General features: G+C 70.7%; 25 protein-coding genes. 9 read left to right on the top strand and 16 right to left on the bottom strand.

What is annotated here, in order from left to right:
• Window positions 1–106 precede the first annotated feature (106 nt).
• Window positions 107–1,171, bottom strand: coding sequence for a histidinol-phosphate transaminase (locus tag H286_RS0112380; protein ID WP_020098397.1), 1,065 nt, complete (start codon window positions 1,169–1,171; stop codon window positions 107–109).
• Between the two features lie 48 nt (window positions 1,172–1,219).
• Here H286_RS0112380 and H286_RS0112375 point away from each other — a divergent pair, with 48 nt between their 5' ends.
• Window positions 1,220–1,612 (top strand): phage holin family protein, encoded by a 393-nt coding sequence (locus H286_RS0112375; RefSeq protein WP_018187682.1) that lies wholly within the window; start codon window positions 1,220–1,222, stop codon window positions 1,610–1,612.
• Here the strand turns inward: H286_RS0112375 and H286_RS0112370 are convergent.
• Window positions 1,584–2,876: a hypothetical protein gene (locus H286_RS0112370; protein ID WP_020098396.1), complete on the bottom strand. Its 1,293-nt coding sequence runs from the start codon at window positions 2,874–2,876 to the stop codon at window positions 1,584–1,586. The two genes, H286_RS0112375 and H286_RS0112370, sit on opposite strands and share 29 nt — an antisense overlap.
• Window positions 2,876–3,169, bottom strand: coding sequence for a hypothetical protein (locus H286_RS0112365; RefSeq protein WP_018187684.1), 294 nt, complete (start codon window positions 3,167–3,169; stop codon window positions 2,876–2,878). The genes H286_RS0112370 and H286_RS0112365 overlap by 1 nt, the downstream gene beginning before the upstream one ends.
• Before the next feature lie 140 nt (window positions 3,170–3,309).
• Between H286_RS0112365 and H286_RS0112360 the strand changes: the two genes are divergently transcribed.
• Both H286_RS0112360 and purB read left to right on the top strand, forming a co-directional pair.
• Window positions 3,310–3,783 (top strand): low molecular weight protein-tyrosine-phosphatase, encoded by a 474-nt coding sequence (locus H286_RS0112360; protein WP_018187685.1) that lies wholly within the window; start codon window positions 3,310–3,312, stop codon window positions 3,781–3,783.
• A 26-nt stretch (window positions 3,784–3,809) separates the two neighbouring features.
• Window positions 3,810–5,192: an adenylosuccinate lyase gene (purB, locus tag H286_RS0112355; RefSeq protein WP_028497508.1), complete on the top strand. Its 1,383-nt coding sequence runs from the start codon at window positions 3,810–3,812 to the stop codon at window positions 5,190–5,192.
• Between the two features lie 234 nt (window positions 5,193–5,426).
• Here the strand turns inward: purB and H286_RS0112350 are convergent, their stop codons facing one another.
• Together H286_RS0112350 and H286_RS0112345 are read right to left on the bottom strand one after the other, a co-directional pair.
• Entirely contained in the window at window positions 5,427–5,783 is a 357-nt protein-coding gene (locus H286_RS0112350; protein WP_020098394.1) for a hypothetical protein, read from the bottom strand.
• Window positions 5,780–6,421 carry a hypothetical protein gene (locus tag H286_RS0112345; RefSeq protein ID WP_018187688.1) on the bottom strand — a complete coding sequence of 214 codons (642 nt, stop codon included), beginning with the start codon at window positions 6,419–6,421 and terminating at the stop codon, window positions 5,780–5,782. The genes H286_RS0112350 and H286_RS0112345 overlap by 4 nt, the downstream gene beginning before the upstream one ends.
• A 95-nt stretch (window positions 6,422–6,516) precedes the next feature.
• Here H286_RS0112345 and H286_RS0112340 point away from each other — a divergent pair, with 95 nt between their 5' ends.
• The gene (locus H286_RS0112340) at window positions 6,517–7,650 is read left to right on the top strand and encodes a PQQ-dependent sugar dehydrogenase (protein ID WP_020098393.1); all 1,134 of its coding nucleotides are present in this window, start codon (window positions 6,517–6,519) and stop codon (window positions 7,648–7,650) included.
• On the opposite strand, the gene H286_RS0112335 is transcribed toward H286_RS0112340, so the two are convergent.
• The 4 genes from H286_RS0112335 to H286_RS0112320 all read right to left on the bottom strand — a co-directional run bounded on the left by H286_RS0112335 (window position 7,625) and on the right by H286_RS0112320 (window position 10,732).
• A complete protein-coding gene (locus tag H286_RS0112335; RefSeq protein ID WP_020098392.1) occupies window positions 7,625–8,077 on the bottom strand; it encodes an iron chaperone in 453 nt (150 codons plus the stop codon). The two genes, H286_RS0112340 and H286_RS0112335, sit on opposite strands and share 26 nt — an antisense overlap.
• A gap of 129 nt (window positions 8,078–8,206) precedes the next feature.
• A complete protein-coding gene (locus H286_RS0112330) occupies window positions 8,207–9,199 on the bottom strand; it encodes a DUF2332 domain-containing protein (RefSeq protein WP_020098391.1) in 993 nt (330 codons plus the stop codon).
• A gap of 91 nt (window positions 9,200–9,290) precedes the next feature.
• Window positions 9,291–10,088 (bottom strand): alpha/beta fold hydrolase, encoded by a 798-nt coding sequence (locus tag H286_RS0112325; RefSeq protein WP_020098390.1) that lies wholly within the window; start codon window positions 10,086–10,088, stop codon window positions 9,291–9,293.
• 29 nt (window positions 10,089–10,117) lie between these two features.
• Entirely contained in the window at window positions 10,118–10,732 is a 615-nt protein-coding gene (locus tag H286_RS0112320) for a MerR family transcriptional regulator (protein ID WP_020098389.1), read from the bottom strand.
• A gap of 68 nt (window positions 10,733–10,800) precedes the next feature.
• Between H286_RS0112320 and H286_RS0112315 the strand changes: the two genes are divergently transcribed.
• Entirely contained in the window at window positions 10,801–11,268 is a 468-nt protein-coding gene (locus tag H286_RS0112315; RefSeq protein WP_018187694.1) for a DUF4188 domain-containing protein, read from the top strand.
• A gap of 114 nt (window positions 11,269–11,382) precedes the next feature.
• Here the strand turns inward: H286_RS0112315 and H286_RS0112310 are convergent, their stop codons facing one another.
• Together H286_RS0112310 and H286_RS0112305 are read right to left on the bottom strand one after the other, a co-directional pair.
• On the bottom strand, window positions 11,383–12,894 hold the full coding sequence (locus tag H286_RS0112310; protein WP_020098388.1) for an MATE family efflux transporter: 1,512 nt from the start codon (window positions 12,892–12,894) through the stop codon (window positions 11,383–11,385).
• 136 nt (window positions 12,895–13,030) lie between these two features.
• The gene (locus H286_RS0112305) at window positions 13,031–13,861 is read right to left on the bottom strand and encodes an aldo/keto reductase (protein ID WP_020098387.1); all 831 of its coding nucleotides are present in this window, start codon (window positions 13,859–13,861) and stop codon (window positions 13,031–13,033) included.
• Window positions 13,862–13,989: 128 nt separating this feature from the next.
• Between H286_RS0112305 and H286_RS0112300 the strand changes: the two genes are divergently transcribed.
• The 3 genes from H286_RS0112300 (at window position 13,990) to H286_RS0112290 (ending at window position 15,851) form a co-directional block, all read left to right on the top strand.
• Window positions 13,990–14,235: a hypothetical protein gene (locus tag H286_RS0112300; protein WP_020098386.1), complete on the top strand. Its 246-nt coding sequence runs from the start codon at window positions 13,990–13,992 to the stop codon at window positions 14,233–14,235.
• The gene (locus H286_RS0112295) at window positions 14,232–15,170 is read left to right on the top strand and encodes an SRPBCC family protein (protein ID WP_020098385.1); all 939 of its coding nucleotides are present in this window, start codon (window positions 14,232–14,234) and stop codon (window positions 15,168–15,170) included. The genes H286_RS0112300 and H286_RS0112295 overlap by 4 nt, the downstream gene beginning before the upstream one ends.
• A gap of 99 nt (window positions 15,171–15,269) precedes the next feature.
• On the top strand, window positions 15,270–15,851 hold the full coding sequence (locus H286_RS0112290; protein ID WP_020098384.1) for an RNA polymerase sigma factor: 582 nt from the start codon (window positions 15,270–15,272) through the stop codon (window positions 15,849–15,851).
• 68 nt (window positions 15,852–15,919) lie between these two features.
• On the opposite strand, the gene H286_RS0112285 is transcribed toward H286_RS0112290, so the two are convergent.
• The 4 genes from H286_RS0112285 to H286_RS0112265 all read right to left on the bottom strand — a co-directional run bounded on the left by H286_RS0112285 (window position 15,920) and on the right by H286_RS0112265 (window position 20,607).
• Window positions 15,920–17,572 (bottom strand): FAD-binding dehydrogenase, encoded by a 1,653-nt coding sequence (locus tag H286_RS0112285; protein ID WP_020098383.1) that lies wholly within the window; start codon window positions 17,570–17,572, stop codon window positions 15,920–15,922.
• Window positions 17,573–17,921: 349 nt separating this feature from the next.
• Window positions 17,922–18,782: an SDR family oxidoreductase gene (locus H286_RS0112275; protein WP_020098381.1), complete on the bottom strand. Its 861-nt coding sequence runs from the start codon at window positions 18,780–18,782 to the stop codon at window positions 17,922–17,924.
• The gene (locus H286_RS0112270) at window positions 18,779–19,558 is read right to left on the bottom strand and encodes a thioesterase family protein (RefSeq protein WP_020098380.1); all 780 of its coding nucleotides are present in this window, start codon (window positions 19,556–19,558) and stop codon (window positions 18,779–18,781) included. The genes H286_RS0112275 and H286_RS0112270 overlap by 4 nt, the downstream gene beginning before the upstream one ends.
• Before the next feature lie 41 nt (window positions 19,559–19,599).
• Window positions 19,600–20,607 (bottom strand): SDR family oxidoreductase, encoded by a 1,008-nt coding sequence (locus H286_RS0112265; RefSeq protein WP_020098379.1) that lies wholly within the window; start codon window positions 20,605–20,607, stop codon window positions 19,600–19,602.
• Between the two features lie 201 nt (window positions 20,608–20,808).
• On the opposite strand from H286_RS0112265, the gene H286_RS0112260 reads away from it, so the two are divergent.
• Entirely contained in the window at window positions 20,809–21,051 is a 243-nt protein-coding gene (locus H286_RS0112260) for a hypothetical protein (protein ID WP_020098378.1), read from the top strand.
• A 3-nt stretch (window positions 21,052–21,054) separates the two neighbouring features.
• Here H286_RS0112260 and H286_RS0112255 read toward each other — a convergent pair whose 3' ends face one another.
• A complete protein-coding gene (locus H286_RS0112255) occupies window positions 21,055–21,612 on the bottom strand; it encodes an NUDIX domain-containing protein (RefSeq protein ID WP_020098377.1) in 558 nt (185 codons plus the stop codon).
• Between the last annotated feature and the right edge of the window lie 89 nt (window positions 21,613–21,701).

Genomic DNA, 21,701 nt, shown 5'->3' with positions numbered 1-21,701 from the left:
GACGTCGCCCGAACCGCCAGACACAGACACGACACAGACCCCGACACGACGCGTCCCCGGAGTGCCCGATTCAGGGCTCCGGGGACGTCGTCGTCTCAGGGCCCGGTCAGGGACGGACGGATGCCGCGACCTCGACCACGCGATCGATCGACTCGTCCTCGCCCACCGACACACGGACGCCGTCGCCGGCGAACGGCCGGACGACGAGATCGGCGGCTTCGAACGCCGCTGCGACCTCGAGCGAGCGCTCCCCCGCGGGCAACCAGACGAAGTTGCCCTGCGCGGTCGGGACGTCCCAGCCGATCTCGCGCAGCCGCGTGACCAAGCGGTCGCGCCGCTCGGCGACGACGGCGACCCGCTCACGCAGCTCGTCCTCGGCATCGAGGCTCGCGAGAGCCGCCGCTTCGGCCTGCGCCGTGACGGATAGGGGGATGCCGGCGCTGCGGGCGACATCGAGGATGCGGGGGTGCCCGACGGCGTAGCCGATGCGCAGACCCGCGAGCCCGTAGGCCTTCGAGAAGGTGCGGAGGATCACGACGTTGTCATGCCCGGCGGCGATGACCTGCTCGCCCTTGACCGCTGCGGCATCCGTCACGAACTCGACATACGCCTCGTCGAGGACGATCAGCACATCCGAGGGGACGGCCGCGACGAACGCGTCGAAGTCGGCCTGGGTCACGACGGCACCGGTGGGGTTATTGGGCGTGCAGACGAAAACGGCGCGGGTGCGGTCGGTGACGGCCGCCGCGAGCGCGGGAAGGTCGACGGCGGCGTCGTCATTCAGCGGCACCATGACGGGGGTCGCACCCGTGACCGTCACGATGCCGGGGTACGCCTCGAAGGAGCGCCACGGCAGGACGATCTCGTCGCCGACGGATGCCGCGGCCTGAGCGAGCTGGTACAGGATCGACACGGAGCCCGCGGCGATGTGGATGCGGTCGTCACTCACGCCGAACCGCTCGGCGAGCCGGGCTCGGAGCCGGCCGGCGAGCGCATCGGGGTAGCGGTTGAACGCGACCGCACCCCGCACCGCGTCGACGACGCCGGGCAGGGGCTCGAACGGGTTCTCGTTGCTGGAGAGCTTGTAGGCGGTGGCGCCGGCCTGCTTGCCCTGCTTGTACGAAGGGAGGGCGGCGATCTCAGGGCGAACCCGGATGGGGATGTCGGTCACGCGACGAGTCTACGAGCGGCGTGGCGGCGCGCGTGGGAGACTGCGAGCATGCGCTTCATCATCCGCGTCGTGATCAACGCATTCGCGATCTGGGTCGTCACCCTCATCGAGCCGCTGCGCGTCGAGGTCACCCCGTTCGCCCCCGGCGAGACGCTGCAGCTCGTGCTGTCGCTCCTCGCCGTGGCGGCCGTGTTCGCGATCGTGAACACCGTGATCGGGACGGTGCTGAAGATCCTCGCCTTCCCGCTCTACATCCTGACCCTGGGTCTCATCTCCCTCGTGATCAACGGCTTCCTGTTCTGGCTGACCGGATGGTTCACCGAGTGGTGGGGCTGGGGCCTCACGGTCGAGTCCTTCTGGCTCGGCGTCGTCGCCGCCCTCATCATCTCGATCATCAACTTCGTCTTCGGGATTATCCTGCGTCCGCAGACGAAGGCGTGACACCCTCCTCGGTGTCGTAGACGAACACCTCGACCGATTCGGCCTGCCCTAACTCGGCGAGACGCTGCCGGACGGCATCCACCCGCGGGTCGGAGGATGCGTCGAGCATCTCGGCGGTCTCGGTGTAGGCGTCCATCTGGTGGGAGTCGAGACCCGGCCAGGGACTGACGTCCCGCTCGACGACCATGCTGCCCTGAGCGCCGATCGATCCGTCATGCCCTCCGGCAGCCAGGAGGGGCACAAGATCGTCGCTGTGGCGGAGGTCGACCTGCAGGGTGTCGGCGCCGACGTCGGCCTGCACGGGATTGCCGAATCCGACCAGCATCGGCACCTCGTACTCCTCTTCGAGCGCGACGCGGCTGGCGATCATCGCGCCCTGCGAATGCCCGCTGACCATCACCGAGTCGCCCGGCTTCGCGCCCGCCTTCTCGAGCGCGATCCGGACGGACTCATAGGACGACGACGCGGCACCGAGGTACAGCGGCACGTTCGTCCCCATGCCGAAGGTGCCGACGTCCCCTTTGGTGCGCGTCCCCGAGACGTAGAGAGCGAACCGCCGACCTCCGCCGGGCATCGTGTACCGCTCGACGCGGATGTCTCCCGGTCGCTCCGTCGACGGCTGCCGCCGGGCGAGGGCCGACATCGACTCGGGCGCCGTGCCCTTCGCGACCGTGATCAGCGAGACGGTCGGTGTCCTCGGCGTTCCCACGAGTCTGCTGCCGTCGGGGATCGCCCCCTTCCCCGCAGCGCGGATCGCGAGCGTCCCCGCGCCGTAGAGACCCATGGTGCCGGCGCCGAGCGTGCCGAGAAGGAGGCTCGGCCAGAACAGCTCGCGCGCGACCGTCGCGAAGGGGTTCGGAGCATCGGCGACCGCCTGCTCCGCGAGCGCTGCGGCCGCGGGAGAGGATGCTTCGAGCTGCTCGATCCGGCGGGCGAGAAGCACCGCGTCACGACGATCCGCGGCGTCCCCTGCCGCCGCGGCAGCGTGACGCGCCTGCAGCTCGACGAGCTCGTAGGCCGTGGCGGTGTCGCGCAGCGCGGTCACCAGCATCCGCCCCTGCTCGGTCACCGTCTGAGCGATCGTCACGGGGTGGCCGACCATCACACCGGTCACGGTGATGTCGAGCAGTTGGTCCGCCTGTCGCAGCGTCGTGCCGAGCGTCTCCGCATCGGCCACGGCCAGGTCGGCTCGCGCGGCCGCATGTCGGAGCGTCTCGGTGTCCACCGCGACGACCCGCCCGCTGCGGATCTCGAGATCGCCCATCAGCCCGCCGCCTCCGCCACACGCCGGTCGAGACAGGTCTGGTCGATCACGGCCTGGATGGCGGCGGTCAGTTGCACCAGCTCGCTCTCCCAGGCCGACACCGCTGCGCGGAATGCATCGGCGGCATCCGCACTCCAATCCACGAGGTGCGCGAGACCGCGGACGTCGGCGAGCAGGCGAAGTGCCTCCCCGTCAGCCTGCCTCAGGAGGGCCAGGGCCTGATCGAAGGTGGCGAGACGCTCCTCGAGAGGGGTGCCCCAGAGGTACGGGTAGGGCGCGACGACATCGGACATGCGTCGAGGGTGGCCCGCGGCATCCGTCTGCGAGCGACCCTGACGAAGCCCGGTGGATGCCTCAGGAACCCCCCGGTCTGTGCAGAAGGCGCTTCGATCAGCACAATGGAGTGGTGCCCGCGCCCGATGATGCTTTTCGCGTGGTTTTCGTGTGCACCGGGAACATCTGCCGCTCCCCCATGGCGGAGGTCGTCTTCCGGTGGTTCGCCGATCAGGCGGGACTCGGCGACCGCGTCGTCTCGACGAGCGCCGGCACGGGCGAATGGCACGTCGGGGAGCGCGCGGACAGCCGCACCCTCGATGCGCTCGAGCGGCGCGGCTACGACGGCACCCGCCACCGGGCGAAGCAGTTCTCGCGTGAGGATTTCGACCGCAACGACCTGGTGATCGCGCTCGACCGCTCGCACGAACGGATCCTGTCGGAGTGGGCACGGAGCCCCGCTGACGTCGACAAGCTCGCCCTCCTGCTGAACTTCGACGCGCGCGCGGACGGTGCGCTCGACGTCCCGGACCCGTACTACGGCGGCCCCACGATGTTCGACGAGGTGCTCGGTATGATCGAGAGCGCGAGCCGGGCTCTGTTCCGGCAGCTCGAACCCGCGCTTCGCCGGTGAGCGCACCCCCCACCGAACGGAGTCGCGTGTCCTCCCTGCCCTCGATGTCGCTGAGCCCCCTCGACGGACGCTACGCCCCCGCCGTCGCTCCCCTGACCGAGTACCTCTCCGAAGCCGGCCTGAACCGGGCCCGCGTCGAGGTCGAGGTCGAGTGGATCATCACGCTCACCGATCGCGGACTGTTCGGTTCGTCCGCGTTGACGGACGCGCAGAAGGAGTCGCTCCGCGCCCTCTACCGCGACTTCGGCGCCGACGAGATCGGCTGGCTCGCCGAGAAGGAAGCGGTCACCCGCCACGACGTCAAGGCGATCGAGTACCTCGTCCGCGACCGCCTCTCGACCCTCGGACTCGACGCGATCGCCGAGCTCACGCACTTCGCCTGCACCAGCGAGGACATCAACTCCGCCTCGTACGCCCTCACCGTCCAGCGCGCCGTCGAGCGCGTGTGGCTGCCGAAGCTCCATGCCGTGGTCGAGTCGCTGACGCAGCTGGCCGAAGAGCACCGGGATGCCGTCATGCTGTCGCGCACGCACGGTCAGCCGGCGACGCCCTCGACCATGGGCAAGGAGCTCGCCGTCTTCGCCTGGCGCCTGCAGCGCGTCGCCGCCCAGATCTCGCAGGGCGAGTACCTCGCGAAGTTCTCCGGTGCGACCGGCACGTGGTCGGCGCACCTCGCCGCCGAGCCCGACGTCGACTGGCCCGCCCTGTCGCGCGGCTTCATCGAGGGTCTCGGCATCGGCTTCAACGAGCTGACGACGCAGATCGAGTCGCACGACTGGCAGGTCGAGCTCTACGACCGCGTGCGGCACGCGGGCGGCATCCTGCACAATCTCGCCACCGACGTGTGGACCTACATCTCGATGGGCTTCTTCGCCCAGATCCCCGTCGCGGGGGCGACCGGGTCGTCGACGATGCCGCACAAGATCAACCCGATCCGTTTCGAGAACGCCGAAGCGAACCTCGAGATCGCCGGCGGCCTGTTCGGGACGCTCGCGTCGACGCTCGTGACCTCACGTCAGCAGCGCGACCTCACTGACTCGACGACGCAGCGCAACATCGGCGTCGCGTTCGGGCACTCGCTGCTCGCGCTCGACAACCTGCAGCGCGGTCTCACCGAGATCTCGCTGTCGCGCCACGTGCTGCTCGCGGACCTCGACGCGAACTGGGAAGTGCTCGCCGAGGCGATCCAGACCGTCGTCCGCGCCGAGATCGTCGCCGGTCGCTCGCAGATCACCGACCCGTACGCGCTGCTGAAGGACCTCACCCGCGGCCGCCGCGTCGGCGCTCCGGAGCTCGCCGAGTTCGTGAACGGGCTCGACATCGGGGATGCCGCGAAGCAGCGCCTGCTCGCCCTGACGCCCGCCGGCTACGCGGGCCTCGCCGACCGGCTCGTCGACCTGCTGCGCTGACGCGCGGGGGCGGGGGCGGGGGCGTGTGGCCCCGGCATCCGCTCGCGCCGAATGGCGGGTTCAGCGCGCGCGAAGTCGCACTTTGACGCGGCTGAACGCCGGCCCTACCGTTCAGTCGCGCCGAAAGGCGGGTTCAGCGCGCGCGAACTCGCACTTTGACACGACTGAACGCGGCAACCGAGCCGAGCGGATGCCGCAGCGCTGGCCGGCGCACCGCGCAGGCCGAAGCCTGGGTCAGTCCCCGGAGGGCGGGGCCGGACGGCGACCCGCGTCGCCGTCACCGGGCGTCGACTCGTCTTCGGCGTCGAGCAGCAGTCCCCGCTCGACCGGCTTGGCCATCTGCGCGGGGTCGACGGCGAGCAGCGACAGCGCCATGATCACGAGGGTCGCGATGAAGGTGATGCCCGTGACGATGCCGGCGACAGCCCACGCACGCAGGTGCTGGTCGACGTCGCTCCCCGGCCGCTGATCCTGCAGCACGCCCATCGAGACGAGCGTGACGACACCGGCGAACACCGCCGCCAGCAGGGCGAATCCGAGCAGCTGCACCGGACGCATCAGATCGCGACGGGTGGGGTTCTTCTCGCTCATGCGCGGCCTCCAGCGGCATCCGTGTCGGCCGTCTCGACGGCGGCCGCCGCGTCGGGGCGGGGTGAGAACGCCGCGATTCCCAGGTACACGGCGACGATCGCCGCGTAGCCTCCCAGGACGCCGACGCCGATCGTGATGCCGGTGAGGCTGAACGACTGTCGCGCCTGGGCGATGTAGTACTCGAGCAGGTAGTCCCGCTGGACGAACAGCAGTGCGACGCCGAGGAGCACCGTGAGGCTGCCGACGAACACCGCCTCGCGCGCGGCGGCGTCGCCGCGACGGCGTCCGAGGATGCCGATGACGAGTTCGGCCGCCCCCGTCACGAGCGCCCAGACGAGGACGGTCGTGAAGAACCCGTCGACCGTGCGGAGCGCCGGGAACGAGGCGACCATCCCGGCGACGAGGGTCAGGGAGCCGAGGAGCACCGCCTGCCAACGCTCGCCGGCGCGGAAGACGAGCCAGGCCGAGAGCAGGAGGATCAGCGCGGTGGCGATCGCGAACCCGCTGAACACCGACATCCCGACCGGCGCGGAATGGTCGACCGAGAACGTGATCATGATCGCCGCGAGAGCCGCGAAGAGGGCGCGCCCCATCTGCAGGTGGCGCACCTCGAAGGTGCGGGGGGCGACGTCAGACACAGGCGTGGTTCTCACAGACAGGAACGGGATGCCCCCAGTTTAGGTCGTTCACCTGGGTTCGCTCTCCGCGGGGTCCGATGCGGTTGACTGGGCGCATGTCGCCGCGCCGCCGCACCTCCTCGTCCGTCGCCGGGGTCGGTGTCGCCGCCGCCCTGCTGCTGAGCGCGTGCGCCCCGGCGGAGGACCCCGACGCCGCATCCCCGACACCCTCCTCGACGCCGAGCGCGAGCCCGCGCCCGACCCCCACCGCGACACCGACACCGACGCCCGTACCGGTGACGCCCCGCACCGTCGCGAGCGGGCTCGACGCTCCCTGGTCGATGGCTGTGGTCGGCGACGTCGTGTTCGTCAGCGAGCGAGACACCGCCCGCATCCTCGAGGTATCCCTCGACGGGACCACGCGCGTCGCCGCCACCGTCGAGGGCGTCGTGCACAGCGACGAGGGCGGGCTCCTGGGCCTCGCGACCGACGGCGACGCGCTGTACGTCTACTCGACCGCCCGCAGCGGCAACCGCGTCGAGAAGTACCCGCTGACCGGGACTCCCGGCTCGTACGGTCTCGGAGAGCCGGCGGCCGTCATCGACAGGATGCCGGCCGGCACCCACCACAACGGCGGTCGTATCGCGTTCGGTCCCGACGGCATGCTCTACATCGCGAACGGCGACACGAGCGACGAACCGGCCTCGCAGGACCCGGGCTCGCTGGCGGGCAAGATCCTGCGGATCGCCCCGGACGGCGGCATCCCGTCGGACAATCCCGACCCGCAGTCAGCGGTCTACAGCCTGGGACACCGCAACGTGCAGGGCTTCGCGTGGGCCAGGGACGGGACGATGTTCGCGAGCGAATTCGGTCGCAACTACCGCGACGAGCTCAACGTCATCGAGCCGGGCGGCAACTACGGCTGGCCCTCCGTCGAGGGCACCGGCGGCGAGGCGGATGGGTACATCGATCCCGTCCAGACCTGGCCGACGGATGCCGCCAGCCCCAGCGGCATCGCCATCGTGAACGACACGATCCTCATCGCCAACCTGCGCGGGCGCGTGCTGCGCGCCGTCCCCGTGGCGGACCCGTCGACGTCCACCGAGCTCAGCGCCGACTACGGCCGGCTCCGTGACGTGACCGTCGGCCCGGACGGCACCGTGTTCGTCCTGACGAACAACACCGACGGACGCGGGTCCCCGCGGGAGGGCGACGACCGGATCGTCAGTCTCGCGGTGCCGCGGTCCTGACCATCTCGCGGATGCGCTGCTCGACGGCATCCGTCATCTCGATCACCGCGAACGAGACCGGCCACATGGGACCGTCGTCGAGCTGCGCGGTCTCGTCGAAGCTGACCGTGCCGTAGCGGGTCTTGAACTTGGATGCCGGCTGCCAGAAGACGACGACCTTGCCGTCCTTCGCATAGGCCGGGAAGCCGTAGAACGTCTTCGGGTTGAGGTGCGGCGCCTCCTCGAGGACGATGACGTGCAGCCGCTCGGCGACGATGCGGTCGGTGCCCTCGAGCGCCTCGATCGCGTCGAGGCAGGCCTGGTTCTCCTTCTCGATCTTCGCGAGGCCCTTGAGTCCCTTCATCGCCTTGAGCTCCTCGGCGCGCTGCTTCATCGCGGCCTTCTCGGCGTCGCTGAAGCCGGCGCCGTCACTGGTCTTGCCTGCCATGGTCGATCCTCTCGGTGTCTTCTGCCGATGTTGCCAGGTGCGGGGGTGCGGGGCGAGGGGGTCGGTTCCGGGGACGCGTGGTGTCGCGGGAATGCCGCCGAAGCGGCGCGTGGCGTCCCCGGAGCGCGATCAGAGGCCGCGGTAGCTGCGGCCGTGGGGGTGAGTGAGGGCGACGGGCTCGCCGTCCACGGCGAGGACGAATCGGTGCCGCTCCCCCGGCGGGACGATCCGCTCGAACTCCGGGAACACGCCGAGCCCCTCGTTCGAGAGCCAGACGGCATCCGTGTCGGCCATCGTGCGGCGGAAGCGCTCGCGATCCTCGGGACTCAGGTAGGCGAGCACCGCGGTGTGGAAGACCACGAGGGTCGCGTCGGCGGGGGCGGATGCCGCGGCATCCGCGATCAGGTCGTTGAGATCGCCGGCGCGGATCGGTGCGGGATCGGATGCCGCGACCGCCATGGCGGCACGGAGGCGGGCGCGCCGGTCCTCGTGCTCCGGCCACACGAGGGCGTCGAGCCAGGCGAGCGTGTCGGGGTCGGCGGGATCGAGCGGGTTGAGATCGATGCCCCCGCGCCAGACGACCTCGGGCAGGCGCATCGGGGGCTCGGCATCCGAGAGGTCGCAGTCGATCACGACGCCGGACGGTTCCGTCGGGTCGAGCGTCGTGACGGTGCCGTCGGCGGAGGTGTAGCGGTATGCGTAGCGATCGGGATACAGGCAGAGCCCGGCGGAGGCACCGACCTCGAGCAGCGCGAGCGGACCGGGGATGCGCGCGAGCTGCGGCAGCAGCACGGCGCAGCGCGCGGCTTCGTTCGTCTGGGTCGCGTGGGTGAGTGCGATGTCGCGGATGCGCGGCCAGCGCGCGATCGCCGCGCTGCGGGCATCGCGCCACGACGCGACCGGCACCCCGGCGACGCGCACCGCCGCGAAGACGAGGTTCGCCTGCCGCTTGGCTCGGGGGAGTTCATCGATGAGCGCGAGCATCTCGGCGTCGTCCGCGACGCCGAGGGCCCAGCCTTCGTATGTGTCGGACGAGCCGCGGGCCTCGACGGAGCCGAACGTGCGGTAGTGCTCCGCCGTCGGCGAGTCGGATGCCACGCCCCACGACGAGAGGTCTGTCATGACGCGAGCGTAGTCCGCCGCGAGGTCCCGATTGGGCCGCGTATGCCCCGGCGATTCCCGGCCGGAACGGGACCTCGACGGATGCCGCGCCCTACTCGGCGAGGAAGGCCAGCGCGGCCTCGCGGAACGCGCGGGAGCCGGGCGCGTTGAAGTGGTGGCGGTCGGGGATCTCGACGAACCGGCCCTGCGGGGTCGCCGCCGCGAGCGTGCGGGAGCCCTCGATGATGCCGTCCTTCGTCCCCGTCGCGAAGAGCACCGGCTGGGCGGGAGCGTTGCCCGGGTCGGGGTCGACGGTGCCGGTCGCGCGCATGCCGCGGGCGATCGCGAGCAGGGCGCGCAGGTCGTTGCCGGGCACGCGCTCGGTGAGGGTGATGTAGTTCAGGGTCACGGCATCCGTCACCGGCGTGCCCTCATCGACGTACGCCTGAACCTGGTCGAGGTCGAGTCGTCCGAGCGGAACGCCGTCGGGGACGCCGCCGAGGACGACGCGCGGGATGCGGGGCTCCAGGTCGCGGGCGACCTCCCAGCCGACGCGGGCGCCGAGCGAGTACCCGACGTAGAGCGCTTCGTCGACGAGGTAGGTGTCGAGCACCGCCTCGACGTCGGTGACCATCGTCCGGAGCGCGTAGGCCCGCGACTCGTGCGGCTTGTCGCTGGCGCCGTGACCGCGCTGGTCGACGGCGAGCACACGGTATCCGGCACGCAGCAGGTCGCGCACCCAGCCCGTGTTGACCCAGTTGTCACGCGCGCTCGAGGCGAACCCGTGCACGAGGAGCACCGTCGGGGCATCCGCCGGTCCCCACTCGTAGGTCGCGATCCGGTACCCGTCGCCGACCATGACGAACTGCGGGTCGGGGGTCTCGGTCAACGCGGGGAAGACGGTGGTCATCCCCCGATTGTGCACCCCCCAGGTTCCCCTCAGGAAACCGCGTCGCCGTACCGGTCGCCCGAGACGAACTCCTCGGCGACGCGACGCAGCGCGAGGAGGAGCGGTTCGACGAGCACCGTCCCCAGCACGACGTACCGAACCGCCGCATCCGTCGATGTCGTCGGGATCGCGTCGATCTCCGCGTCGACCATCCGACGGATGCCGGCGAGGTAGGCGTCCATGGTGGCCTCGGGCACGGTGAAGCCGGCCCGATCGAGGGTGTCGAGAGCACGGGCGACGCCGGCGAGTTGCTGCGGACCGCAGGCGTCGGGGTTCCATCCCCACCGCGAGATCAGCGCTTCGGCCGCCGACAGATCGAGATCGTCGAGCGCCGGCGGCGAGACGGCGGCATGCGCCATTCCCAGGAGATGGTTCGGGTTGGCGGGCGGATCGTCGAGCGCGGCGATGACCTGTCGCGAGGCGGCGATCCCGACGCCGGAGTCGACGAGCGCGCGGATCAGCCGCAGCCTTTCGACGTGTGCAGGGCCGTACACGGCCTGCGTCGGAGAGGTCCGCTCACCTTCGGGGAGCAGCTTCTCGCGCAGGTAGTACTTGATCGTCGCGACCGGGACGCCCGTCTCGGTGGAGAGTTCTGAGATCCGCATCGATTCCCCCTTGACATCGATAGTACTGCTATCCATTCTGGATAGTGACACTATCGAAAGGCGTCGACATGGCCCGCATGACCCACTCGTACGACGGCGAGCTCGTCGTCTTCCACATCGGTATGACGATCAAGAAGTGGTGGCGTCCCGACGTGTGGATGCCGGTGTCCGCCAGCATGCCGAAGATGCTCGGCGAGCTGTTCAGCGACCCCGAGTCAGGCCTGCTCGGTTCGACGATGCTCCTCGGACGCCGCGGGCCGTACCTCGTGCAGTACTGGTCGTCGCTTGAGAAGCTCTACGCCTACGCGTCGGCGCCCGAGCAGGCGCACCGCCCCGCGTGGACGAGCTTCAACCGCAACGCGCGGAAGCACCCGGGCGCGATCGGCGTGTGGCACGAGACCTACCGGGTCGCGGCCGCGGAGTCGATCTACGTCGACACTCCCCCGATGGGCCTGGGGGCCGCGACCGGACTGGTCGAGATCGGCCGCCGCCACGACCGCGCACGGGCGCGTCTGGAGGACGGCGCGACCTCCTGACGCGCAGGCGGCGGCCTGGGGCCCGATCGAGGTCCCGACCGGGCCGGTAACGTCGAGCGGATTCCCGGCCGGAGTGGGACCTCGGCGCCGGCACCCGCGCGAGGCGCCGCGGGGTCAGCGCTTGCGCGAGAGCCGACGCGGCGCGCGGGGGCGGCGCCGGAGCGCCTGACGCATACGGGACGGATGCTGCGGCAGCGGCACCGGCTGCGTGACGACCGTCTCGACCGTCATGGATCCGTCGACCGGGCCGATGACCGCGATCGGGGTCGTCGGGGTGATCGTCATGGGCGCCATCGGCATGGTCGCGAGCGTCTTGTGCGCGCGGATGTACGACGGGATGAGGATGACGGCGGCCGAGATCCAGGCGAGGGGGTTCGACCACGCGACGCCGATGAAGCCGAACAGCGACCCGAGCAGGATCGCCGCGGCCGCGCGCGCGATGAGCTCCACGACGCCCGTGACCGTCGGGATGACGGCGTTGCCGAGCCCCTGCAGCGCACCGCGCGTGACGAACAGCACGCCGAGGGCCGTGTAGCTCAGACCGTTGATCACGAGCATCGAGACGGCCAGGTGGACGACCTCGTCCGCGCCGTCGCCGACGAAGATCCGGACGATGGGACCGCCGAAGGAGATCAGCAGGATGCCGAGAGCCACCGCCGTGCCGAGCGCGATCCACGTCGCCTGCACGACGCCGCGGCGGATGCGGTCGGGGCGCCCTGCGCCGTAGTTCTGCGCGACGTACATCGAGACCGCGAGCGACATGGACTGCAGGAGGGCGACGGCCAGACCGTCGACGCGGGATGCCGCGGTGTAGGCGGCGATCGCCTCGCCGCCGAGCGTGTTGAGCGCGACCTGCACGGTGAGCGCACCGATCGCGATGATCGACGCCTGGAACCCCATGGGGAGGCCGAGGCGCAGGTGCGCGACGATGTCGGCGCGGGTGATGCGCCAGTCCTCGCGGCGCAGGTGCAGTTCGGGGATGCGGCGGCGCACGAACTCGAGGCACAGGAGCACCGACGTCGCCTGCGCGATCACGGTCGCGAGGGCCGCTCCGGCGACGCCCATGCCGAGCCAGGCGATGGCGGCGATGACGAGCACGACGTTCAGGCCGCACGAGACGATGAGGAAGATGAGGGGCGTCCGCGAGTCGCCGATGGCTCGGATGACGGCGGAGAGGAAGTTGAAGAACATCAGCGCACCGGCGCCGAGGAAGCTGATCTGGGTGAACACCGTCGCGTCGGTGAGGAGTTCGCGCGGAGTCTGCAGCGCGACGAGTGCCGGCTCGGCGATGAGGGGGGCGCCGACGGTAAGGAGGATCGTCGTGATGCCGCTGAGGAACGCGCCGGTCGCGACCGAGCGGCGGACGCCCGCGGCATCCATCGCTCCGTAGGCCTGCGCGGTCGGGATGGCGAAACCCGAGGTCAGTCCCCACGCGAAGCCGAGCAGGAGGAAGAGCAGACTCCCGGTGGCGCCGACGGCGGCGAGCGCGTCGACGCCGAGCAGCCGACCCACGACGATCGTGTCGGCGAAGTGGTACATCTGCTGCACCACGTTGCCGATCATGAGCGGCAGGGTGAACAGGAGGATGACGCGCCAAGGGCGGCCCGTCGTCAAAGAGGTGGCCATGCGGGCTTTCGGGGCTTCGGGGGATTTCGAATCGATTCGAGGACGATCGATTGTACCGAGCCCACCCTGGGCGCCGAAAGGGGGGTCGCACAAGAAAAGGGCGCCGATTCCTCGGCGCCCTCCCCTCGTGGATGGATCAGAAGGTGGCGGTGTCCGGGTCGGCACCGACACGCTGGCCGCGGTCGAGCGCGTTGATACCGGCGACCTCGTCAGCGCTCAGCTCGAAGCCGAACACGTCGAAGTTCGTCGCGATGCGCTCGGGCGTCGAGGACTTGGGGAAGACGATGAGGCCCTCCTGCAGGTGCCAGCGGATGACGACCTGAGCCGGGCTCACACCGTGGGCCTCGGCGGCATCCGCCACGGCCTTCTCGCCGAACAGGTCGTACTTGCCCTGCCCGAGGGGGCCCCACGACTCGGTGTGGATGCCCTTGGGCTCCTGGAACGCGCGGAGCTCGCGCTGCGCGAACGCCGGGTGCAGCTCGATCTGGTTGACGGCCGGCACGGTGTCGGTCTCGTCGAACAGTCGCTCCAGGTGCGGCTGGTGGAAGTTGGAGACGCCGATCGAGCGCGTCAGACCCTCGGACCGGAAGGTCTCGAACTGCTGCCAGGTCTCGACGTAACGGTTCTTGTCGGGACGCGGCCAGTGGATCAGGTACAGGTCGACGTGGTCGAGTCCGAGCTTCTGAAGGCTCGCCTCGATCGCCGGGCGGGGGGTGTCGGTGCCCTGCTCGGAGTTCCACAGCTTCGTGGTGATGAACAGCTCGTCGCGGGGGATGCCGGAGGCCGCGATCGCACGGCCGACGCCCTCTTCGTTTCCGTAGACGGCGGCGGTGTCGATGTGGCGGTAGCCGGCTTCGAGGGCGACGCTGACGATGCGCTCGGCCTCGGCCGGGTCGACCTGGAAGACGCCGAAGCCTAGCTGGGGGATGGTGTGTCCGTCGTTGAGTGTGATGGTGGGAACGGTCATGGGTGTCACTTTTCCACCGCAGGATGAGCGATCCCTATGCCTTGACGAATCGCCGCGGATGCGGCATCGGTGTCCGTGTCGAGCAACGAAGGTTGACAACTCGTCGCTCTGTCAACCAAGGTTGCTTCATGGACACTCCCAGCGCGATCGAGCTCGCGAGCGACACGACGGACCCCCGCGCGGGACTCCGCGCCGTCGCATCGCTCCGCATCCTCGCCGACACTCTCGAACTCCGGCAGGTCGAGGCCGCCCTGCGCGGCGGCATGTCGTGGCAGGGCATCGCCGATGCGCTCGGCGTCACCCGCCAGGCCGTGCACAAGAAGTATGCGAAGCGGATCGATCCGACCATCGAGGTCCCCCGGAGGAGAGCATGAGCAAGATGACCACGGCGTTGGGGAACGCGCATCGCCTCACGCGCTACGCGATGGAAGAGGCATCCCGCACCGGCCGCACCGAACTCGGCGTCGAGCACCTGTTCCTCGCCCTCACCCTCGACGAGGCGGATGCCGGTCAGGTCCTGCGAGCGGCGGGGGCGACGATCACGACCGTCCGTGAGGCCGTCGCCGCGGAGGAAGCCGCACACCTCGCCGCGCTCGGCGCAGCGGGGGCTGCCCTCTCGCCCGGCCCCATCGCGGTCGGACCCTCGGCCGGATGGGCGTGGTCTCCGGTGGCCGAGCGGGTGCTGACCTCACCGGGAGACGGGACGAGCTCCGGCATCCTGCGCCGACTCCTCGACGAGCCGAGCGGTGCGATCGAGGCCCTGCTGCGCCGACTGGGCCTGACGGCGGACGATCTGCGTGCGCGACTCGATGCCGCCGGCGCGCTGCCGCCGGCGACGACGGTGCGGCGGCGGCATCCGCTCGCCCGGTCTGCCGCGTCGTTCGTCGCCGCACCCGTCCACGAGACCTGGGCGCTCGTGTCCGACCCCGAGCGACTGCCGGAGTGGGAGGAGTCGGTCGGGCACGTGAGCGAGGCACCCGACGGCGGATGGGCCGGAGCGCCTCGCGACGACGTCGAAGCGAAGCCGGCGTTCCGTCACCTGTCCATCTCGCGGACGATGGATGCCGAGGCGCTCCTCGTGACCTGGACGTTCCGCTACCCCGACGCACCGAAGGCGAACGCGCGACGCATCGGCCTGCGTCTGGAACCCGCCGTCGGTGGGACGACGGTGCACATCGACTACTCCTGGGAGCGCACCTACTCCCGTCGACGGAGCGCGTTCGGCTGGGTGATGGCACCGCTCTACCGCGTGGTCCTCGCGATGCAGGTGGCGCGCCTGATGGCGACGCTTGGTGCAGCGGTGCGCTGACGACACGTGAAGCGATTCACATGAATGGAATCTCCTAGCACTCTCCCGACCGTGCGGCAAGCGCTCGTTGCGGGGGTCGCGGAAGCGCACCATTCAGTCATGTCCGAAACACCCGCGTCCACGACGGATGCCGCGCTGGCGCGACTCATCGCCCGGTCAGCATCCGGCGACGTCGCCTCTTTCACGCGTCTCTACGACGCGACATCCGCGGCGGCGTTCGCCGTCGCCGTGCGCGTGACCGATGACCGACACCTCGCCGAGCAGGTGCTGCAGGGCGCCTTCGTGTCGGTGTGGAACGAGGCGCGACGCTACTCGGCGCGCCGGACGTCCCCGCGCACCTGGATCCTGGCCATCGTCCACCGGCACGCCGTCGAGAGCCTGCGCGACGCGCGGCCCGCCGGCGCCGAGGCGCACACCCCGGATCGCACCGCGGCCAATCACCGGGCCCTTCGGAAGCTCCCCGACGAGCAGGAACAGGTCGTCTCGCTCGCCTACTTCGGCGGCCACAGCCAGCCCGAGATCGCCGAGATGACCGGCACTCCCCTGGCCACGGTGAAGGCCCGCACCCGCAGCGCGCTCGACCAGCTCCGCGAGGCGGCGCGCCCCCTCGCCGAGTCGATCGTGCTCCCTCTGACCGGCTCCACCCCGATCCAGCCGCCGCAGACCGGCGCCGTCGCCTAGGACGCCGCTCGCCTGTCACAGAGTGCGGCTCCGCGCGGCGTATTGCGACAGGGGAACGCGCGCGAGGATCAGACGGCGGCGGCCATCGCGCGGCCGGCGGCGCGTCCCGAGAAGATGCAGCCGCCGAGGAAGGTGCCCTCGAGCGCACGGTACCCGTGCACGCCGCCCCCGCCGAAGCCGCTCGCCTCACCTGCGGCGTACAGGCCCGGGATCGGCTCCCCCGAAGCGGCGAGCGCACGACCGGACAGGTCGGTCTCGATGCCGCCGAGGCTCTTCCGCGTGATGACGTGCAGCTTCACCGCGATGAGCGGTCCGTTCTTCGGGTCGGCGATCGGGCCCGGTGTCGCGACGCGCAGCAGCTTGTCGCCGCGGTAGCGCCGCGCCTGCCGGACCGCGGTGACCTGCGCGTCCTTCGTGAACGGATTCGTCATCTCGCGGTCGCGGCCCTCGAGTTCGAGGCGCACGCGATCGATGTCGAGCAGAGCGGATGCCGCCCGCATCCGCTCGAGCAACTGCGGAACCGTGTCGGCGACGATGAAGTCCGCGCCGCGCTCCTTGAACGCCTCGACGGGTGCCGTCGCCCGGTCACCCTTCAGCCGCTGCGCGAGGAGTCGCACGTCCTTCCCGGTGAGGTCGGGGTTCTGCTCGCTGCCCGACAGCGCGAACTCCTTCTTCAGGATCGCCTGGTTGAGCACGAACCAGCTGTGGTCGTGGCCTCCCCGCACGATGTGTTCGAGCGTGCCGATCGTGTCGAAGCCCGGGAACAGCGGGGTGGGCAGGCGGTGACCGGTGGCATCCAGCCACAGTGATGAGGGACCCGGCAGGATGCGGATGCCGTGGCTCGGCCACACCGGGCTGTGGTTCTGGATGCCCTCGACGTAGTGCCACATGCGGTCGCCGTTGATGAGGTGGGCTCCGGCGGTCTCGGCGACCCCCAGCATCCGTCCGTCGACGTGCGCGGGAACGCCGGAGAGCATCGTCTCGGGCGCACGCCCCATCCGGGCGGGCCACTGCGCGCGGACCAGGTCGTGGTTGCCGCCGACGCCGCCGCTCGAGACGAGCACCGCGCCGGCGCGGAACGAGAACTCGCCCGTCTCGTCGCGGTTGCTCGGTGCGCCGCGCTCAGCGGTATCGGGGGCGAGGACCGCGCCGCTCACGCCGACGACCGCGCCGCCCTCGACCTCGAGCCGGTCGACCCGGTGCCGGAAGGCGATGCGGGCGCGACCGGTTGCGACACCCGCGAGCACGCGGCGGACGAAGGGTTCGAGGACGCCGGGACCGGTGCCCCAGGTGATGTGGAACCGCGGCACGGAGTTTCCGTGCGCCGTCGCGCGATCGCCGCCGCGCTCGGCCCATCCCACGATGGGGAAGAAGCGGATGCCGCGCTCCCGCAGCCATGCCCGTTTCTCACCGGCGGCGAACTCGAGGTACGCCTCGGCCCACGCGCGCGGCCAGCGGTCTTCGGGCCGGTCGAACCCGGCCGAGCCGAACCAGTCCTGCCGGGCGAGCTCGAGCGAGTCCTTCACGCCGAGGCGGCGCTGCTCGGGCGAATCGACGAGGAACAGGCCGCCGAACGACCACCAGGCCTGACCGCCGAAGCTCGCCTCGGGCTCCTGCTCGACGATCAGGACGCGCTTGCCCGCGTCGAGGAGTTCGGAGGCGGCGACCAGCCCGGCAAGTCCCGCTCCGACGACGATCGCGTCCGCGGCATCCGTTGTCATGCGTGCGTCTCCTCCGCCGCACCCATCGTCGGTGACGGGTGCTGAAGAGACTCTAAGCCGCCGGGTCGCCGCGGCGGCGGACCGCGATGACGGCGGTCACCAGCACGATGACGATGACGGCGATAAGTCAGGGCCACACGTCCATGCGGAAACCCGCGAACGTCGTCGTGTACGACTCGCAGAACGACTGCCCCGGAACGGACGAGTCCCCGCAGCGTCCGACGCCGAACACACCACATCGGCCGTGCTCGCACCAGGTCTCGGTGACGAATGCACGACCCGAGGTGCGGGTGATGCCTGCGCCGCCCGGCGAGGTGACTCCTGCACCAGGCGTCGTGCGGATGTCGCCTTACAGGCTGAAGCCGCCGTCGCTGGTGAGCACCTGCCCGACGATCCAGGCGCCCTCGGTGGTCGACAGCCAGCCGATGAGCGCGGCGGGATCGGTCGGAACGCCGACCCGGCCGAACGGCGTCGATCCGAGCCACTCCTCGAGCGCGGAGGTGTCGCGGTCGGCGGTGTCGGGGTCCATGTAGCCCGTGTTGACGGGGCCCGGGTTGACGGTGTTCAGGACGATCCCGAGTTCGAGCAGTTCCGCCGCGACCGTGCGGGTGATGCCTGCGAGCGCCGCCTTGCTCGTCGCGTACGCGACCTCGCCGCGCATCGCGCCGTGGCCCTGCCCCGAGGTCATCCAAAACACGCGACCGGTCGGCTCGGCGTACGGTTTCGCGCCCTCGATCGCGTCGCCCGGACGCCGCTGACCCGACTGCGGCGGCGCCAGACGGCGGGCGAACTCGGCGGTGAGCAGCAGCGTCGAGCGGGTGTTCGTCTCCCAGAACGCGTCGAGCCGGTCGGCGGTCATGTCGAGGATGCTGCCGTCGTCGCCGCTCTTGGCGTGGTTGCAGACGAGGATGTCGAGGCGCCCGGTGAGCGCGGATGCGGCGTCGATGAGGCCGGGGATCGCCCCGGCATCCGTCAGATCCGCCTCGACGTCGCCGAAGCCGGCGTCGCCGACGAGGGCCGAGCGGATGCCGTCGCGCACCGCATCGAGGTCGTCCCCGCCCCACGGCTGATCGAGGTCGTGCGGCCGCCAGTGCTGCACGAGGACGCTCGCACCGAGCTCGGCGAGGCGCGAGGCGACCGCGAAGCCGATGCCGCGACGACGCGAGACGCCCGTGACGAGGGCGGTCTTTCCTGCGAGGGGAAGGGTCATCGGTGCGGCCTTACGGTGAGGGATTGGACGACGGAGCCGACGACACCGCGTTCGTCGTGGAGGACGGTGTGGGTCATGCCGAGGCCGGTCGCGCCGAAGGTGACCGTAGTGTCGAACCCGATCCAGCCGTCCTCGGGCTGCCGCACGAGGTGCAGGGTGAGGTCGAGGTTCGGGAAGGCGACGTCGCGGGGGTCGGCGCGCGGGGTGACGCCGTTCGCGATGTCGATGAGCGAGACGAGGCGCGCGGTCGTCGATACGGTCTCGCCCTCGAGGAGGGGCACGGCGGGGAGGATCCACGTCCACGCGCGACCCGGGGCCTCCTGTCGGCGGCGCACCTCGCCCACCGTCGCGATGAACTCGCCGGGCCAGGCCGACGAGGGGTCGGCGCGCTCGATCGCGTCGCGCGGGGGCATCGCGGGGTGCGCGGACCCGGCGAGCGCGTCGGTGTCGCGCGTGTGCATGAGCCAGGCGCGGGCGCTGAGTGCCGGCCGACCTGCCTGCGCGAGGGTCGCCTCGACGAGTTCGATGCTCCGCCCCGGGCGCAGGACACGGCAGGTCACCTCGACCTCGTCGATCGGGATCACCCCGAGGATGTCCACCGACAGCCGCGAGAGCTGCATGGGCTGCGGACTGCGGGCCGCGTGATCGACCTCGATCGCGTGGGCGAGGAGGCCGATCGGCGGGGCGACGTGCTGCTCGGTGACGTTCCAGGCCCCGCCGGTGAACGCCGTCGGCTGGAATCTGGTGACGTCGGTTCGTTCGAAATAGGCGGGCACGAGTACGGATGCTACCCGGGGCCTGCGCGGCCCGGGAGGACTCAGCGCCGCAGCAGCTTCACGACCCCGGCGAGTGCCGCGACGACGGCGACGGATGCCGCGGAGTACAGCTCGGGCCGGTGCCGCAGCGCGCGGGTCTGGATGCTCTCGCCGCGCGCCCGGTCGTCGAATGCGCCGTGGGCTCCGTGATCGCCGGGAACCGGTTCGTACAGGTTCGGCGGTGTCGTCGACGAGCCCTTGTCGTCGGCGAACTGGCCCTCCCAGGCGCTCTTGGCGAGGTACCAGTCCATGAAACGGCCCGCGACGCGGGTGCCGAGGACGAGTCCGACGGTCGACTCCCCCACCCAGGTGCGGCGGCGGGGCTTGTCGGCGACGTCGCCGACGGCGCGCGCTCCGACCTCGGGCTGATAGATCGGCGGGACCGGCTGCGGGTGCTTCGAGAAGGGCGACTTCACCCAGCCGAACTGGGTCGTGTTCAGCGCGGGCATGTCGACGATCGAGACGGCGACGGCGCTGTTCTCGTGGGTGAGTTCCGAGACGACCGAGTCGGTGAATCCGTGGACGGCGTGCTTCGAGCCGCAGTAGGCCGCCTGGAGCGGGATGCCGCGGTGGGCGAGAGCCGAGCCGATCTGGATGATGTGCCCGCGGTCGCGCGCACGCATCCGTCGGAGTGCGGAACGGGTGCCGTTGACCGTGCCGAGGTAGGTGACCTGCGTCGCCCGCTCGTAGTCCTCGGGGGTGGTGTCGAGGAACGGGGCGATCGACCCCGTCATGACGTTGTTGACCCACAGGTCGATCTCACCGAGCTCCGCTTCGACCTCGGATGCGGCGGCGTCGAGCGCGGCGTGGTCGGCGACGTCGACCGAGATGCCGTGGGCGCGGCGTCCCTTCGCACGGACCTCGGCGGCGGCGGCATCCACCCCGTCACGGCCGCGGGCGAGGACGGCGACATCCCAGCCGCGGTCGGCGAGCTCGCGGACGATCGAGCGGCCGAGTCCTGCACTGCCGCCGGTGACGACGGCGACGCCTCGGGATGTGGTGCTGCTCACGGCGACTCCTCCTGCGGGAGCCCGACCGGGCAGATCCACCCGAGGAGTCGAGCTTCGACCGCTTCGGCCATCCTTCGGCCTGGGCCGGGTACGAGGTATGCGGTTGCCAGGGGTGCGGCGATGGGGTACGGAGCGCAAGCGCATCGTGCGCAGGAGCGCAACCCCGGATTGCGGTGTCCGCCGGCGGGCTACCGTCCCGGCATGAAGAGCTCAGAGATCCGATGGAACGACGAAGCACGCGGCAAGATCCTCGACGACGCCGACCGCGTCCTACGGGAGGCCGTCGTGGACCTCGCGGGGTCGGGCGCGATGACCTCGGACGAGGCCTTCGCGGCATTGACCGGCACGCTGAAGGACAAGTTCATCGATTGGGAGCCGGGTCCGGACCTGCGCACCTACGCCGACGCCATCGCGAACGGCGACGTCGAGACGGACGAGGCCTGACGCTCAGCCGACGAGCGGCGCGGCGACCGGGTAGTCGGCCATCGCAACGGGTTCCCAGGCGTCGAGGATCTCATCGAGGATGAACCGTCCGGCCTCGCGCCACATCTCCACGATGTCCTCGTCGGGGATGCGGCCGAGTTCGCTGCGCGTGACCAAGCGGATGTCCGTGGACTCACCGGCATCCGGAGCGCCCACCGGCTCCTCGTCGGTGACGAGGGCGTAGAGCAGATCGGTGTGGAAGTGCACCGGTTCGGCTGAGGTGCAGGCGGTGGACGACATGACGGGGACCGGGTGGGCCGCAGCATCCGTCACCTGCCTCATCCGGACGCGCGGCTGGAGGACGCGCACCTGCGACGGGTGGTAGCCGGACTCCTCGACGAGCTCGCGCAGCACCGCGGCCCAGGGTGTCTCGTCGCGCTCGATATGTCCGCCGAACATCATGAGCTTCTGCGCCTTGAGGTGCAGGTGGTAGGTCAGGCGCGCTTCCGGGCCGTCGGTGCGCACGATGAAGAAGCTGACCGTCGCGTCGTGGTCGCCGGGGCGGGTGCGGAGGTGGGGCATGGGTCCTCTTCACGGGGGTGGGGTGCGTTCCAGGATGCCGCATCGGGAAGGGCGGGCGCCGTCGCGGGACTCTGCATCGGGATGTCTGC

The organism is Microbacterium sp. 11MF (assembly GCF_000383475.1).
Lineage (GTDB): Bacteria > Actinomycetota > Actinomycetes > Actinomycetales > Microbacteriaceae > Microbacterium > Microbacterium aquilitoris.
Note: the sequence above shows the minus strand (reverse complement) of the source record. Positions and strands in the feature narration are given on the sequence as shown.

Bases quoted from the DNA above. Each gene is read 5' to 3' on its own strand.
- H286_RS0112375 (WP_018187682.1), top strand. From the start codon at position 1,220: ATGCGCTTCATCATCCGCGTCGTGATCAACGCATTCGCGATCTGGGTC.
- H286_RS0112340 (WP_020098393.1), top strand. From the start codon at position 6,517: ATGTCGCCGCGCCGCCGCACCTCCTCGTCCGTCGCCGGGGTCGGTGTC.
- H286_RS0112295 (WP_020098385.1), top strand. From the start codon at position 14,232: ATGAGCAAGATGACCACGGCGTTGGGGAACGCGCATCGCCTCACGCGC.
- H286_RS0112290 (WP_020098384.1), top strand. From the start codon at position 15,270: ATGTCCGAAACACCCGCGTCCACGACGGATGCCGCGCTGGCGCGACTC.
- H286_RS0112365 (WP_018187684.1), bottom strand. From the start codon at position 3,169: ATGTCCGATGTCGTCGCGCCCTACCCGTACCTCTGGGGCACCCCTCTC.
- H286_RS0112285 (WP_020098383.1), bottom strand. From the start codon at position 17,572: ATGACAACGGATGCCGCGGACGCGATCGTCGTCGGAGCGGGACTTGCC.
- H286_RS0112275 (WP_020098381.1), bottom strand. From the start codon at position 18,782: ATGACCCTTCCCCTCGCAGGAAAGACCGCCCTCGTCACGGGCGTCTCG.
- H286_RS0112325 (WP_020098390.1), bottom strand. From the start codon at position 10,088: ATGACCACCGTCTTCCCCGCGTTGACCGAGACCCCCGACCCGCAGTTC.
- H286_RS0112310 (WP_020098388.1), bottom strand. From the start codon at position 12,894: ATGGCCACCTCTTTGACGACGGGCCGCCCTTGGCGCGTCATCCTCCTG.
- H286_RS0112350 (WP_020098394.1), bottom strand. From the start codon at position 5,783: ATGAGCGAGAAGAACCCCACCCGTCGCGATCTGATGCGTCCGGTGCAG.
- H286_RS0112335 (WP_020098392.1), bottom strand. From the start codon at position 8,077: ATGGCAGGCAAGACCAGTGACGGCGCCGGCTTCAGCGACGCCGAGAAG.
- H286_RS0112300 (WP_020098386.1), top strand. From the start codon at position 13,990: ATGGACACTCCCAGCGCGATCGAGCTCGCGAGCGACACGACGGACCCC.
- H286_RS0112315 (WP_018187694.1), top strand. From the start codon at position 10,801: ATGGCCCGCATGACCCACTCGTACGACGGCGAGCTCGTCGTCTTCCAC.
- H286_RS0112370 (WP_020098396.1), bottom strand. From the start codon at position 2,876: ATGGGCGATCTCGAGATCCGCAGCGGGCGGGTCGTCGCGGTGGACACC.
- H286_RS0112260 (WP_020098378.1), top strand. From the start codon at position 20,809: ATGAAGAGCTCAGAGATCCGATGGAACGACGAAGCACGCGGCAAGATC.
- H286_RS0112330 (WP_020098391.1), bottom strand. From the start codon at position 9,199: ATGACAGACCTCTCGTCGTGGGGCGTGGCATCCGACTCGCCGACGGCG.
- H286_RS0112320 (WP_020098389.1), bottom strand. From the start codon at position 10,732: ATGCGGATCTCAGAACTCTCCACCGAGACGGGCGTCCCGGTCGCGACG.
- H286_RS0112255 (WP_020098377.1), bottom strand. From the start codon at position 21,612: ATGCCCCACCTCCGCACCCGCCCCGGCGACCACGACGCGACGGTCAGC.
- H286_RS0112305 (WP_020098387.1), bottom strand. From the start codon at position 13,861: ATGACCGTTCCCACCATCACACTCAACGACGGACACACCATCCCCCAG.